The following is a 14,346-nucleotide window of genomic DNA, read 5'->3' as shown; positions in this document are numbered from 1 at the left end:
TCTCAGACGGTAAGCACGCGCATGACCTCGGAGATGGTCGTCGCGCCTGCGCGGGCCTTGGCGAAGCCGTCCAGGCTCATGCGTTGGAGCGTGCCGTCCTTGAGCGCGTGCTTGGCGATGTCGCCGGCGCTGCGGCCGTGCATGATGTCGTCGCGTAGGCGGTCGCTGCTCTTGAGCAACTCGTACAGGCCCACGCGGCCACGATACCCGCTCTGGCGGCACTCGCGGCAGCCCGCGCCCCGGGTCAAGGTCCCATCGCCTTCGGGATCGAACCCTGGCGGGAGGTCGGTGGCGTCGGGTGTGTAGGCCGTGGCGCAGTGCTTGCACACGCGGCGGACGAGCCGCTGGGCCAGCACACCCTCGACGCTCGAACTCACCAGGAAGGGCTCGACGCCCATGTCAAGCAGGCGAGTCATGGCACCCGGTGAGTCGTTCGTGTGCAGCGTGCTGAACACGAGGTGGCCCGTGAGCGACGCTTGCACTGCCGTCTCAGCGGTCTCCTTGTCGCGGATCTCACCGATCATCACGACGTCGGGGTCGTGACGCAGGATGCTGCGTAAGCCCGCGGAGAACGTCAGGCCCACCTTCGTATTTACCTGAATCTGGTTGACCCCGCCCACGTGATACTCAACCGGATCCTCGACGGTGATAGCCTTGATCTCCTCGCTCACGATGCGGTTGAGCGAGGCGTACAGCGTGGTCGACTTGCCCGACCCAGTCGGCCCGGTAACCAGGAGGATGCCGTAGGGCCGCTCGATGAGCCCGTACCAGCCCTTCTGGATCCACTCGGGCATGCCCAGGTCGGAGAGTTCCATCAGCACGGCGCTCTTGTTCAGGATGCGCAGTACGACGCCCTCGCCGAAGAGCATCGGGATGACGCTCACGCGCAGGTCGAACTCTTGCAGCACCATGCGGCCGCTCTGGTCGGGCAGCCGCTGCTTGAGGGCGATGCGGCCGTCCTGCGGCTTGCGCTTCTCGGCGATGTTCATGTTGGCCATGATCTTCAGGCGGCTGATGATCGCCGCCGAGAAACGGTTGATCGACTCGGGCACGTTCGCGCGTTGGAGCACGCCGTCGATGCGGTAGCGGACGATCAGGCGGTGCTCGTACGGCTCGATGTGGACGTCGGTGGCTCGCTCACGGACGGCCTCGAGCAGGATGTCGTTGACCAGCTTGATGACGCTGGCTTCCTGGGCCTGCTCGATCTCGTCTTCGTCGCCCTTAGTCTTGACCTCGACGCCCGCCTCGGCCGAGAGCGCATCGAGCGTGTCCGAGCCCACGCCGTAGTTGGCGCGGATGAACCGCTGGAGGCCGTCGTCGTCGGCCAGCACCAACTCGATGCTGTAGCCGGTGAGCAGGCGCAGCTCGTCGAGCACGCTGAGCTCGAAGGGGTCGCTGGTGGCAACGGTGAGGATGCCGTGCTCTTGGCGGATGGGCACGCAGCGTTGCTTCTGCACCAGGCTGGCCGGAAGGGTCTGGAGCACCGAGGACTCAACGTCGGTCGTGTCGAGGTCGACCACGTCGAGGTGGAATTGGTCGCCGATGGCCTGGAGGACCTGATCGGCGTCCACCACGCCCATGCGGACGAGCACCCGGTCGAGGCGCTCTCCGGTCGCCCGCTGCTGGGCGAGGGCGTCGTCCAGTTGGGGCTGGGTGATGACCCCGTGGTCGAGTAGTACGGTGCCGATTCCCATCTCTACGGGGAGTGTATTGCCCGCCGGGCCCGTCGTAACGGCCTGGACAGCCCGAGTCAGGTTTTTGTGGTTATTGGGTTGACACGGGGCGGATTCATGTTACCATATGGTCACATATTGGCTGGCGGGGTCGCTAGCCAGGATTTGACAAACAATTCTCACATACGGAGCCACACCATGCCCGACGCACCGTCAGCAGCCCAGTCTTTCAGCCACGTCCGCGACGGCCTCCGCAATATGGAATGGGGCCGGATGCTGCTCACCGAAATGGCCAAGGCCACGCCCGACGACAAGTTCTACGAGGTGCCTTGCGAGGGCGGCAACCACGCCGCGTGGAACATCGGCCACATCGCCGTGACCGACGACATGATCCGGGCACAGCTCGGCGGCGGCGAGCCGGTGCTGAGCACCGAGTGGCACGAGATGTTCAAGGGCGGCAGCGTGTGCAAGCCGGGAGCCAAGGGGCACCCGTCGCGTGAGGAGTTGCTCGACGGGCTGGCCCGCTCGCGAGCGGCCGTCGTGGCCTGGCTGAGCGGCCTGAGCGAGAGCGAACTCAACGAACCCCTGACGGGGGGCATGACCCAATTCGCCCAGGATCGCATCATGCTGATGGGCTCGCTCGCCTCGCACGAGGCGTTCCACGCGGGCCAGATGAGCGCGGCACGCCGGGTGTTCGGCATGCCTCCGCTGTTCTGATCGCTGGGTGCGTGACGCATGGAGGCACCGCCCCCCACGACTCCCGAATCGGCCCATCCCGATTCAGCAGAGATTGATGATGTGTGGAAGGCCCTGAGCGACCCGACGCGGCGGGCCATCCTGGACCTCTTACGCGAGAGCCGCGCCAGCACGGGCGACCTCGCCGGCGCGTTCCCTGCGCTCACTCGGTTCGCGGTGATGAAGCACCTGTCGGTGCTCGAGGCCGCCGGGCTGGTCGTGTCGCGAAAGGAGGGGCGCCAGAAGTGGAATTATCTCAACGCGGTACCCCTGCGCAGGGTGTACGAGCGATGGGTGAGCAGATACCAAGACCGATGGGCCGGTTCGCTCGTCGGGCTGCAAAGGCTCGCAGAGAGCCAGGAGGATTCGCCAGTGCCGACCGACACGATCAACATGTCCGCCAGCGTGGTCCAGACCGAGATCACCATCGACGCCCCGCCCATGAAGGTCTACGACCTGTTCTTCGATCGCCCCAACGATTGGTTCTACGAGAGCGAGGAGAGCCGCAAGACCCAGACGACCAAGGCCGAGCGCAAGATCGGCGGGCACTTCTACATCGAGACCGCCCACCCGGACGGCACGTCCGACCACAACGTCATCGGCACGATCACGATGCTCAAGCCCGGCCGCAAGGTGCGGATGCGCGGCGACTGCACGATGCCCAACGCCTTCATCGCCAACATGACCATCGCCTTCGAGGCCGCCGGCAACGGCACCCGCGTGAGCATCGAGCACCGCATGGCTGGGGAGTTCGACGACGATCTGCCCGCCGGCTTCGAGGAGGGCTGGCAGGACGGGCTGCAGAAACTCAAGAAGCTGGCCGAAGGCTGAGCACGCTCAGCGGAGCCTGACGTCGAAGCGTTTCGGCGGCGGCTCGAGATTCCGGACTTGCACCGCCGGCAGGGGAACGACCTCGGCCGGCTGTTCTTGGCGAATCAGCGCGAGGCGGTCGATGGGCACGACCGAGCCATCATCCTCGATCCGGAGGACGAGCAGGCGATCCCACTCGATAAGGCCCGGCGGCAGGCGGCCGCCGTCCCAGGCCGGACCATCGGAGAGCCCAACGGTCCAGCCTTTGGCAGAGAACTCCGACGCGGGCGCGCCGAGAGCGATCGAGAAGCGGTGCTTGGCGTAGATGTCGTCATGGCCAAACTCATGCCGGAGCACGGCGGTAGCCATGTGGTCCATCTGCCAGGCACTCCAGAATCGCATGTCGTAGTGCGACCGGCCCGTGTCGGCCTCGCGCCACGCGGCACGGGCGATCACGAAAACCGATCCTGGTGCCGGATCGGGATAGAGGGCGGCGATGGCCTTCGCTTCGGCCATGTCCATCTGATACCGATCGCGCAGTGTGGTCTGGATGCCCACGAGCGACACAGCAGCAACACACGACCAGAGCACGACAACGCTCGCCGCCATCGCGCCAATGGTTCGGGTGAGACGAACCGGCAGCGTGCGCCCAGTGACGCGACACACCACAAGTGCCACCAAGAGCAGCCCCACTATCGGCAGGTAGACATGCCGAGCCTCGATCGGGCCGGTCTGCACCACAACGAACGGAACCAGACCCAGGACAAACCACGCGAGCCCGAAGACCGCGAGCCACAACAAGGCGGGCGAGCGATCCTCGGTGGGAACCCGTGGAGCCGAACGCCACACCCACACGAAACCCGCCGCCACGGCCACAACCAGGAGCACGACCCCCACGATGCCGAGGCTTGGCAGACCTACTTCGAGACCGCCCAGCGTGAGATCTCTGCCATACGGCCCGAGGAGTTGGCTCCATGACTGTTCGAACACCCTCCCCCCGCGCTCCAGCCAACGTGCGGGCGAGACGAGCGTGGACGTACCACCCCGGTGGGTGCTCGGCGCCGTCAGCCTTACCAGCAGGATGTACCCAAGGGATGGCAGCCCGACGGCTAGAACAGTCGTCGCGGCTGCGGCCAGTCGCCGACGTAGGGCCTGGGTCGTCGCCAGAGGCAATAGTGCCACGGCACCCATGCACGCGACGGCCTGCTCGTTGAGGCAGCACGCGACGAACGTGAGCAGAGCGACGCCCAGGGCATTCGCAATCTTGCGTTCCGTCGTTGGTGCCGACATCGAGAGACGGGCAACAGCGACCGCGCACAGCCCGGCCAAAGCGGTGGGCATCGCGGTCGGCCAGTGCATGACGTCGTATGCCATCGGCAGCGTGAGCAGGACCATCGCCGCCACACCCGCACCGAGCGAGAATCCGAGCGTACGGAACCATCGCCACACGGCCAGCGCGAGCACGCCGTGGCTCAGGGCGGTCAGCAAGTTGGCAATCCACGGGGCATCCCACGTCAGGCTCACAAGATGGCGGACGAGAACGAGCGAGATCGGGCGCCAGAAGAGTGGCAAACGCCAGAGGTCCGCGACCGCGACACTACCTGTTGCGGGGTCGTTGACCGCCAGGTGTAGTCATCGCGGGTCTTGCCGATATCACCGGCATAGAACGCGCCTGCCAGTACCCATAGCGCCAAGCAGGCCACGAGCAGCGCGAAGCTACCTGTCAGCCTCTTGCTCGTGGGGTTTGGATCGGGTTTTGGGTGCCCCCCTGACATGCGGCGGACTGTACCACCAACAACAAGGAGACGGGTCGAATCCGCCCGCGACTCCATGCGTTGGGGGAGGGCAGTTGGCAAAAGCCGGGCCCATCGCGGCGGCTCGGCCCTGGGACAAGGACGGACCCAGCAAGGAGTGCGTGCAATGGGCAGGTTGGTACAGGGCGTAGCGGTGGTTGCCGGTCTGGGCGTAGGGTTGGTGGTGCTGGCGATGGGGCCAGCCGGCGACCCCCAAGGGGCAATGATGGCTGAACCCAACAGCGGAACCGGAGACCTCACCATCGACGGCGGGCTGCACGAAACGAAGCCGACCGACCGGCAGATCGTGGAAACCCGGGTGGTGGCCGCCTCTCCGAAAGCGTGCTGGGACAAATGGACAACGAGCGAGGGTGTCGGCAGCTTCCTCACAGAGAACAACACCGTCGAGCTCCGTGTGGGCGGGCCCTTCGAGGTCTACTTCGCGATGCAACTACCCGAGGGGCAGCGTGGCTCGGAGGGGTGCAAGATCCTGAGCTATTTGCCGCAGCGGATGCTAAGCTTCGAGTGGAACGCGCCGCCGACGTTCCCCGAAGTACGCGAGAAGCGCAGCCGCGTGGTCGTGATTTTTGAGAAGGTCGAGGACGGCACGCGAGTAGAGCTCACCCACCTGGGCTTCGGCTCAAGCGAACAGTGGGGCCAGGTCCACGAGTACTTCACCAAGGCGTGGCCGCGGGTGATGGATAGCTTTGCAGGGAGCTTCGAGAGCTAGATCGAACTCACGCCGCGCGCTTGCGCGCCTTGGTTTTGGGCAACGCGGCAATCGCCACCAGGGTCAGGTCGTCCTGCTGATGCAGCGAACCGGCCTGACAATCAACGCGCTCGGCCAGCGTGCGCATGGCGTCGGCCGTGCAAGCCCCTTCGCGGCTCCCAATCCACGGCAGGCCGGCGAACTCTTTGAGATAGGCCTCGGTGTCGAGCTTGCCGTCGGTCGTGCCCTTGGATGCCTCTTCGGCATCGGGGAAGGCGGTCTCGTAGCCGTCGCTATAGAGCAAGAGGGTCTCGCCTTGTTCAAGGATAAAGCTCGTTTGCTCGTAGGGCTCGCCCTCGAATACGCCCAGGAGCGCCCCGCCCGATTCGACGGTGCGTTGTTCTTTACCCCCGAGAATGAGCGCCGGCGGGTGACCCGCGGTACACAGCGTAACCTCGCGTGTGCGGATGTTGATCGTGCCGCACACCGCCGTGGCGAACCGCGAGCGGCCGCGCTGGGCACGAACGAGATCGGCGTTCAGGGCGGTCACGGCCTCGGCGGGCGTGCGGGTGCCCGCGCCGCCGCGCAGGCTGCGCGAGATGACCATCGTCAGCAGCGCCGCGGGCACGCCATGACCCACGGCGTCGGCCACGAAGAACCACATCCGGTCGTCGTCGAGGCGCGCGACGTCGTAGATGTCTCCGCTGACGTACGTCGCCGGGCGGAACATGACGCCAAACTCCAGGCCTTCGGCTTCGGGGAGCTCGGCGGGCAGCAGTTCCTGCTGGATCACCGCGGCGAGGTTGAGTTCCTCGTGCATGCGGTCCATTTCCTGGCGTACGCCACCCTGGGCGCTGCTGAGGATGCGCAGCTCGCGCTGCATCTCCTCGACCGACTCTTGCCGGCCGAAGAGGGCACGGAGCCCCGTGGCGATGGCCTGCGGCGGGTGGTCGCCGTCGACGCCCACGAGCCCCCCACCGCTGATCTGTTCCTGCACTTCGGCGGGCATGCCCGGCATCATGACGAAGCCGAACGCCTGGGCGTCGTGCAGCAGGTGGGCCAGGGCAATGAGTGTTGCCGTGGGCGTGCCCTCGTCGAGCAGCACCAGGACAGCCTGCACGCGCGGCCCATCCTGACCCTCGCTCTGGGCAATGAGCGCGTCGGCGAGGTCACCCACGTCGATAGGGTCGGCCTCAGGAACACGCGGACCCCAGGCGTCACAGATGTTCTTCCAGAGCGTCCGCGCGGGGTCGCCGGCGGGGTCTGAGCTTGCGAGGATGATGCTCGGTACGGCCACGCGACGCCCTCCGCGGGCGCACCACCAGCCGTGGCGGGAGCGCCTCTGGAGGAGGTATCGGCCTAGCGGGCCATCTGCTGGAGGCGAGTCGTGTCGAGATCGATCTTATCGCCCCGTTCGAGGCCAAGTTCTCGGAGCTTGCCCGCCTTGAACTCCAAGGCGAACATCGCGGCAGCGTTGCTGGAGTAGGTGGTCAAACCGGCCAGGTAGTCCTCTCGGCTCTCACCGGGGTCGGGAAGCTCGACGGGCATCTCATGGGTCTGCACGACGGTACCAAACTGGTCGAGAAAGGCGATATCGATCGGCACGAGGCAGTCCCGCATGACGAAGCCGAGCACGCGGGGCCGGGGGAAGATGAAGATCATGCCCCCATCGTCCTCGACGAGCTCACGCCCGCCCAAGCCCTTAAAACGCTTCGCATCGGTGGCGGCAACCTCCATGAAGAACGTCTGGTCGTTGATCGTAATGGTCTCGACGTCGTTGGAGACGGCCTCGCCCGGTACACAACCGCCCATCAGAACCGAGACCAAAGCAAAGAGTGCGATCAGGATCGTCCGAGAAGCCATGCGTCATCCTCCGGCGTGAAGCGGGCTGGCCCGCGGGGCATGGTATCGACGTCGAGGCGGCTGGTGAACTCGGCCAGCTCGATGGGAATCCGGGGCTGGCCCCGCAGCGACCAGTGGGCCAGCAAGCCCAGGATGCGCTCGACGGGCACGCCATGCCGCTGATAAGTGGTCAGGCGGCTGTCGCCGTGGCGCTTGGCCAGGCGGCGGCCATCGGGACCAAGGACCAGAGGCAGGTGCGTGTAGGTGGGCAAGGGTGAGAAGCCCAAGGCCTGGTAGAGCAGCACCTGGCGGGCCGCCGAGGGCAGAAGGTCGTCGCCTCGCACGACCTGGGTGACGCCCTGGCGTGCGTCGTCGACCACGACGGCGAGCTGGTACGCGGGCATGCCGCGCTTGGTCCAGATGACAAAATCGCCGGCGTCTTCGGACAGGTTGGGTGTGGTGCTACCTGAGAAGGCGTCGTCGATGGTGACCGGTGTGGCCGGGGTCGCGAAACGCCAGTTGGTCTCACGGTTCTCAAATCGCGAGGCCTCTAAGCGTGCTGGTCGCGTGACGGCGGCCGGGGCGGCATCGCCCGCGTGCGGAGCCGAAGCCGCGGCTGCGATCTCTGTCCGAGTGAGTTCGCAGGGGTACGCCAGTGCCGCACGGGCCAGGGCATCCATGGCTCGAGCGTGCGGCTCCAGGTCGTGGCTCTGGATCGAGGGCCCGCCGTCCCAGTCGAGGCCCAGCCAGCGGAGCGTCTCCAAGGTCTGATCGATCGCCTCGGGCTTGACGCGCGGGCCGTCGAGGTCCTCGATGCGCATCACCACACACCAGCCATGCCGGCGCGCGAGGATCCAGTTGACCACGAAGGTCCGCGCGTTGCCCAGGTGCAGCGCCCCGGTGGGCGAGGGGGCCAGACGCGTGATCTCGGGCGGTTGGGCGCTCATCTGAGGCGGATTTGTAGGGTTGCCGTTGGGGGCGGGTTGGTTCGTCGGCCCCGGGCGCTACCGTTGGGGCCCGGCGGGCAGGCCCTCGGAGGATTCGATGGCCCCCGTAACCGGATCGATGGAGTACTGCCCTATGGAGAAGCTCTCCGAAGCCGAGGTGAAGGATCGCCTGACGCACCACCCCGAGTGGACCGAGGTGGGTGGTGAGATCCAGCGGACGTTCGAGTTCGCGGATTTCCGGGCCTCGATCCGCTTTGTAAACGAGGTGGCCGAAGAAGCCGAGCGTGTGCAGCACCACCCCGACTTGCTGATCCGCTACTCGAAGGTAACCCTAACGGTGTCGACCCACGACGCCGGTGGCATCACGGTCAAAGACTTCGATCTGGCGGCCTTCGCCGATCAAGCGTCCGATGCGATCGCGGCAGCCACGGCCTGACCGGACCAGCACAACCAATCCGTGTAGAGCTAGTGCGGTACTTCCTTGACGGCGTTGCGGTTCCACGCGGGAACCCGGACCGTGATGGGCCCGTCGCCCTCGATCTCGCACTGGCAGCTCAGCCGGCTGTTCATCTGCAGGCCTGGGGCCTCCTCGACGCGGTCTTCCTCGGCCTCGGTGGCCTCGGTCACCTCGTCCATGCCCTTCTCGATGTACACGTGGCACGTTGAGCAAGCGCACACGCCGCCGCAGGCGTGCTCGATGTTGATGCCGTTGTCGATGGCGACCTCGAGCAGGTGCTCACCCTTGGCGGCCAGCACTTCCCACTCCTCGCGCTCGGAACCGGTGAGGGCCTCTGGATCTTCCAGGATGAACTTGACGGGGACCTCCTTGGGCCCATGGTCATGGTCGCTGTGGCGTAGGTGCATGGGACAGCATAGGGCCCGGAATTGAGGCTTGGAATCGTTCCAGACTGGCAGTTTGGGTCTTCCGTAGGACTGTCAGCAGCCCTGGTCGAAGCGGTTCTGGAAGGCCAGGAAGTCGAACAGGGTCAGCTCGCCGTCGAAGTCGAAGTCGGCCATCGGGTCGCCCGTGACGAAGGCATTCTGGAAGGCGAGGAAGTCGAAGATATTGAGCTCGCCGTCGAGGTCGAAGTCGGCGCGGCAGGGGACGACGAGGATGGTGGCGCTGCCTTCAGTGAATTCGTCGAGGCGGGAGGCGGACACGCTGCTCTCGCGGTCGGGATACACATCGAATCTATTGGTTCTGGTCTCGAACACGACTTCGGCAGGCTCGGATACGTCCGGTGCCATGTATGAGAACTCGAAGGCCGGCAATGGGCTGCTCGGATCGGCGTAGATGTCCGCCGCCGGAAAGTTGAGCTGGCCTGCCAGGAATCCGCACAGGCCAATGTCGCAGCGGATCGGCGACGATGGCATCGAGTCCCATGGCGGCATGCCTGAGAGACCGGAAATGCCCTCACCCATCCTCGGGGCGGCAAGGTCGAAGCTGACCGCAGCCATCGCCCAGTCTCGGCTGGTGTCGAACGCCGGAGCCAGGATCACACGCGCAAACTCGCCCGGCTCCAGCACCGGCCGATCGACCTGGATCTCGATCGTGTACGACTCGGTCTGAACCAACGCGACGGAGGTGGAGGCAAGCACGATAGCGGCAACGGTCAGACGCATGGCGGGTTCCCCTTCTGCTCCTAAGTTACCGCAAACGCCCGACCGATGCTAGCGTTATTGGCCCACGAGCTCAATAAATCTCGCCTGTTCGGCGGGTGTCGGCCTTGCGTCACGCCGGGCCATGGCGGCGATGGCGACCTCGAGGAACTTCTCGGGGCGGTAGGGCTTCTCGCCCGCATCGGTCGACCAGCGCATCGGGCCAATACGGCCGATGATCGGCTTGCTGGCCGCCCACATGGTGCCCGTGCCCACGACGGCACCGGTCATGATGCGCGTACCGATGGCGGTGCGCACGTGGTCGCCCAGCACGCAGCCCATGAAGGTCTCGCCGGTGCGCTGGCGGTCGATGACGACCGGGCCGTAGGTGTTGAGCAGGTTGCTGTTGGTCGTGCCCGCCCCCAGGTTGACCCACTTGCCGACGTACGAATCGCCCAGGAAGCCCTCGTGGGCCTTGTTGGTGTAGCCCTGGAAGATGACGCCGGTGATCTCGCCGCCGACCTTGCAGACCGGGCCGATGGCGGTGTTGGGGCGGATGGTGGCGTGCTCGATGACCGTCGAGCCCGGGCCGATGTACGCGGGGCCAAGGATGACGGCGTGGTGGCCGACGCGGGCGTTCTTGTCGATGACGATCGCGCCGTTGCTGGCGTCCAGCACGGCGCTCTCGGCGACGTTCGCGCCTTCTCGAACGACCACGCCCTTGGCCGGGGCCATGCGCGAGAGGTCGTAAGCGATACAGGCGTCGCGATGGGTGCGCACGTGCCAGCAGCGGTCGAGGATCGGGCCGTCGTGGTCCTTCGCCGTGTACGAATCGGGATCGAGCGGATCTCCCCCACCATCGCCGACACGGGCGGCAAGAATCGTGCCATCGTGCGTCAGCGCGTGGCATTCTTCGAGTTCGGCGATCGTCTCGGCCTGCTCGGCGGCCAGCGGCCAGCGGCCGTTGACGAGCACGGCGCCCCTCGGTGGCGTGTCGTTTACGGGCGTCTTGGGGTACAGGTCGCGCGCGAGGTCGGCCTGATATTTGGGCACGAGCAGGCACGCCGGCGTCATGCCGATATCGGCCCAGCGTTCGAGAGCGGTCCACGCGCCGGTGCGAACGTCGAAGGCCGGGCGGACGTCTGTGAGCGGCGAAAGTTCGCCCTTGCCATCGTCGAAGAGGATGAGCTTCATGGCGTCACGTTACGCGTCTGCTATGTCCGTCGCTGCCAGGCGCGGGGGCTGTTGTTCGCAAAGCCAAGCAGTGGCGCGGCGGCGATGAGCAGCAGCCCCAGCGGCACGGCCAGCACCGCGGTGTAGCCGGCTGAGCCGAGGCGTACGAGCAACTCCCGTCCGGGCTCAAAAGCGAGCGGTTCGCCGGTGAGCTTCTGGATGCTCAGCAGGGCGACGACGACGATCTGGGCCGCGATGACCCCAAAGAACGTGAGCACCGAGAGCGTGGCCAAGTGGTGGCGCACGAGCTTGCCACGAAGCGTCAGGATGACCTGGGCCATCAGCACGCCGCCCAATGCGTATGGACCGATGAGCGGCTGGGCCGAATTGCCGAGCATGGGCCAGCCGCCCGTGAGGTCGAGCGTGAGCCCGAGCACGAGGCAGGCCCACACGGCGTGCATGGGCGGGGCGCTCAGCGCGATGTACGCGCCAAAGGCCAGCAGGAAGCTGGGCTGGATCGGGCCAATGGCCAGCGCGTCGCGCAGGCCGCGTTCCAACCCGAGCAAGAGGTAGGCGAAGATGGCAAACACGGGCCAGTTCATGGCGTGCCATCCTCGTTCGGCTCGGTTTGGGGATCGATCGGCACACGGAGCACGACCTCGCTGACGCGCTGCAGCGTGACGGTGGGCGTCACGGTCACAATGGTGCGCGTGGGCTCGTCGGGCGCCGGATCGACGGCGGTAACCTCGCCCACGATGAGCATCTGGGCGCTGCGCGGCCACGTGTCGTCGCGCAGCCGAACGGTCATGCCGACGGCGATCTCGATCGGGCCGGCTTGCGCTTCGTTCCACTCCCACGTCGCGGGGCCACGCAGCAAGCCGCCACCGATCGGCTCGAGCCGGCACGTGATCCCGCTGTCCAACTGCTCGCCGGTCATCACGAGCGCCATCAGGCCGCCGGCCGCCTTGTCGGTGATGGGACGCACCACGCACCAGGCGCTGGTGACGCGCTCGACCCTGCCGAGGAGCTGCAGGCCCTCGACGACGGCCACCGCGTTTTCGACCACGCCCCGCCCGCCGCCGGCGCGGACCTGGAGGGCAGAGCTGGACGCCTCGGTGAACCGGCCGATGACCGGGGCGGCGATCTGGCGGACGCCCAGCTCGGGCGTCATGGCGGCGCCACGCTGCAACTCTTCGACGCGCCGCTGCAGCTCACGCACCTTCAATTCCATGTCGAGGGCCCGCTGACGCGAGACCTCCAGCTCCTGCAGGTACTGCTCGGCCAGCGCGGGGTCCGCGCCGCGGCGGAAGGGCCGCGTCAGCGGGTCGGCCACCCAGCGCACGGCGTTGCTCACCGGCGCCGACACCGTGACGGCGACGTCGGAAAAGCCGGTGGTCCACCGCGTGAAACGCATGGGCACGACCGAGAGCAAGAACAGCGCCACCAGCGTGGCACGCAGCAGCGTTCGGGCGCTCGGTCGTTTGGAGAGTGGTCCGGCCAATGTCGTCCCAGAAAAGTCGCCCCAGGGAGGTCGGCCCGATCAGACGTCGATGTCGTTCTCGAGGGTGGCCTTCCACTCCTCGATGTGCTCGAGGTAGATCGCCGTGCCCCGGGCCACGCAGGTCAGCGGATCGTCGGCCAGGATGCACTCGAGCCCGGTCGCCTTGCGGAGCACCTCGGGCAAACCGCGGAGCAACGCCCCGCCGCCGGCGAGCATGATGCCGTTCTCGACCAGGTCGGCGGCCAGTTCGGGCTCGACCTTCTCGAGCGTGCGGGTCACGGTCTCGATGATCTGGCCGATGGGCTCGCTGAGGGCCTCGCGGATCTCCTCGCTGGTGATGGTGGCCTTGCGGGGCAGGCCGCTAATCATGTCGCGGCCGCGCACCTCGATGGTGCCCTCTTCGCCGCCACTCCCACCCACAGGGGCCGCCGAGCCCAGCTCGATCTTGATCCGCTCGGCGGTCTGCTCGCCGATCATCAGGTTGTACGTGCGGCGCATGTGGTTGATGATGGCCTCGTCCATGTCGTCGCCGGCCACGCGCACGCTCTCGCACACGGCGATGTCGGCCAGCGACATGACGGCCACCTCGGTCGTGCCGCCGCCGATGTCGACGATCATGCTCGCCGTCGGCTCGGCCACGGGCAGCCCAGCGCCGATGGCGGCAGCCACGGGCTCTTCGAGCAGGTACGTCCGCCGCGCACCCGCGTGCTCGGCGCTATCGAAGACGGCCCGCTTCTCGACGGCGGTAATACCACTGGGCACGCTGATGACGACGCGCGGGCCGATGAAGCCCCAGTTGCGGGTCAGCTTGTTCACCTTGTTGATGAAGTAGCCCAGCATGGCCTCGGTGATCTGGAAGTCGCTGATGACGCCGTCTTTCAGAGGCCGCACCGCCGCGATCGAGCCGGGCGTCTTACCGAGCATCTCCTTGGCCATCCAGCCGACGGCCTGGCCGTTCTTGAGGACCTCGTTGGTGCCCTTGCGCACGGCGACCACGCTGGGCTCGTTGAGCACGATGCCCTGGCCGCGGACGGCGACGAGGGTGTTGCACGTGCCGAGGTCGATGCCCATGTCGACACTGAACAGACTTGTAACACGATCGAGATACCGCACTGCCGGGGCGCCCTCCTCAAGGACATGGCCAGCCTCCGCGGCGTCCCCCATGGAACTATGGCTACGGGTGCTCCGCATAGGGCGATCCATCGGCCCCAGCGCTCGGCAGGCGTGACATTATAGGAATCGGTTCAGGCCCCGGGCGTAGGCAGATCGCGACTTTGGTCGCGGGAGTTCCTATTGGGCAGCCCGTGCTCCCGAGCGCCCACCGCGACACCGGTTCGCGCTCGTCGGGCGGTGGGGTGAGCCCGGGAAGGCCGTGTTCGCATGATGATCGGGACTTCGCCCCTGCGGGCCTCCCAGCGGGGATCGGCGGTCGTCTCAGTGTCCACTGAGCTCGTGTCAGTGCCCACTGAGAAGACATCCGTGCCCACTGAGAAGACCTCAGTGCCCACTGAACTCGTCTCGGTGCCCGCTGGGAGGACTCCATCGCCCGGAGCGGGCCGCAACG

15 protein-coding genes are annotated in these 14,346 nt (G+C 66.6%); 4 read left to right on the top strand and 11 right to left on the bottom strand.

Annotation, left to right across the window (positions count from 1 at the left end):
- Positions 1 to 2: 2 nt before the first annotated feature.
- Positions 3 to 1,694, bottom strand: coding sequence for a GspE/PulE family protein (locus tag NCW75_03495; GenBank protein UYV13354.1), 1,692 nt, complete (start codon positions 1,692 to 1,694; stop codon positions 3 to 5).
- A gap of 177 nt (positions 1,695 to 1,871) precedes the next feature.
- Between NCW75_03495 and NCW75_03490 the strand changes: the two genes are divergently transcribed.
- Both NCW75_03490 and NCW75_03485 read left to right on the top strand, forming a co-directional pair.
- Entirely contained in the window at positions 1,872 to 2,390 is a 519-nt protein-coding gene (locus NCW75_03490; GenBank protein UYV13353.1) for a DinB family protein, read from the top strand.
- A gap of 18 nt (positions 2,391 to 2,408) precedes the next feature.
- Entirely contained in the window at positions 2,409 to 3,239 is an 831-nt protein-coding gene (locus NCW75_03485; protein ID UYV13352.1) for a metalloregulator ArsR/SmtB family transcription factor, read from the top strand.
- A gap of 6 nt (positions 3,240 to 3,245) precedes the next feature.
- Here the strand turns inward: NCW75_03485 and NCW75_03480 are convergent, their stop codons facing one another.
- Positions 3,246 to 4,706, bottom strand: a complete 1,461-nt coding sequence (locus NCW75_03480; GenBank protein ID UYV13351.1) for a hypothetical protein — start codon at positions 4,704 to 4,706, stop codon at positions 3,246 to 3,248.
- A gap of 432 nt (positions 4,707 to 5,138) precedes the next feature.
- On the opposite strand from NCW75_03480, the gene NCW75_03475 reads away from it, so the two are divergent.
- Positions 5,139 to 5,741, top strand: a complete 603-nt coding sequence (locus NCW75_03475) for an SRPBCC domain-containing protein (protein ID UYV13350.1) — start codon at positions 5,139 to 5,141, stop codon at positions 5,739 to 5,741.
- 7 nt (positions 5,742 to 5,748) lie between these two features.
- Here the strand turns inward: NCW75_03475 and NCW75_03470 are convergent, their stop codons facing one another.
- From NCW75_03470 to gluQRS, 3 genes are all read right to left on the bottom strand, one after another.
- Entirely contained in the window at positions 5,749 to 7,017 is a 1,269-nt protein-coding gene (locus NCW75_03470) for a SpoIIE family protein phosphatase (protein ID UYV13349.1), read from the bottom strand.
- A gap of 62 nt (positions 7,018 to 7,079) precedes the next feature.
- Positions 7,080 to 7,583 carry a DUF192 domain-containing protein gene (locus tag NCW75_03465; GenBank protein ID UYV13348.1) on the bottom strand — a complete coding sequence of 168 codons (504 nt, stop codon included), beginning with the start codon at positions 7,581 to 7,583 and terminating at the stop codon, positions 7,080 to 7,082.
- Positions 7,562 to 8,509, bottom strand: a complete 948-nt coding sequence (gene gluQRS, locus NCW75_03460) for a tRNA glutamyl-Q(34) synthetase GluQRS (protein ID UYV13347.1) — start codon at positions 8,507 to 8,509, stop codon at positions 7,562 to 7,564. Before gluQRS ends, NCW75_03465 begins: the two co-directional genes overlap by 22 nt.
- A gap of 97 nt (positions 8,510 to 8,606) precedes the next feature.
- Between gluQRS and NCW75_03455 the strand changes: the two genes are divergently transcribed.
- Positions 8,607 to 8,945: a 4a-hydroxytetrahydrobiopterin dehydratase gene (locus tag NCW75_03455; GenBank protein UYV13346.1), complete on the top strand. Its 339-nt coding sequence runs from the start codon at positions 8,607 to 8,609 to the stop codon at positions 8,943 to 8,945.
- A 29-nt stretch (positions 8,946 to 8,974) separates the two neighbouring features.
- Here NCW75_03455 and NCW75_03450 read toward each other — a convergent pair whose 3' ends face one another.
- The 6 genes from NCW75_03450 to NCW75_03425 form a co-directional block, all read right to left on the bottom strand.
- Positions 8,975 to 9,373, bottom strand: coding sequence for a 2Fe-2S iron-sulfur cluster-binding protein (locus NCW75_03450; protein ID UYV13345.1), 399 nt, complete (start codon positions 9,371 to 9,373; stop codon positions 8,975 to 8,977).
- A 72-nt stretch (positions 9,374 to 9,445) separates the two neighbouring features.
- A complete protein-coding gene (locus NCW75_03445) occupies positions 9,446 to 10,132 on the bottom strand; it encodes a hypothetical protein (protein ID UYV13344.1) in 687 nt (228 codons plus the stop codon).
- Positions 10,133 to 10,186: 54 nt separating this feature from the next.
- Positions 10,187 to 11,302: a hypothetical protein gene (locus NCW75_03440; GenBank protein UYV13343.1), complete on the bottom strand. Its 1,116-nt coding sequence runs from the start codon at positions 11,300 to 11,302 to the stop codon at positions 10,187 to 10,189.
- A gap of 20 nt (positions 11,303 to 11,322) precedes the next feature.
- A complete protein-coding gene (locus tag NCW75_03435) occupies positions 11,323 to 11,883 on the bottom strand; it encodes a hypothetical protein (GenBank protein ID UYV13342.1) in 561 nt (186 codons plus the stop codon).
- Entirely contained in the window at positions 11,880 to 12,782 is a 903-nt protein-coding gene (locus tag NCW75_03430; protein UYV13341.1) for a hypothetical protein, read from the bottom strand. Before NCW75_03430 ends, NCW75_03435 begins: the two co-directional genes overlap by 4 nt.
- Before the next feature lie 39 nt (positions 12,783 to 12,821).
- Positions 12,822 to 13,853, bottom strand: a complete 1,032-nt coding sequence (locus tag NCW75_03425) for a rod shape-determining protein (GenBank protein ID UYV14220.1) — start codon at positions 13,851 to 13,853, stop codon at positions 12,822 to 12,824.
- Positions 13,854 to 14,346 lie beyond the last annotated feature (493 nt).

This window comes from Phycisphaera sp. (assembly GCA_025916675.1).
GTDB lineage: Bacteria > Planctomycetota > Phycisphaerae > Phycisphaerales > UBA1924 > JAHCJI01.
This window is presented reverse-complemented; position numbering and strand designations above follow the sequence as displayed.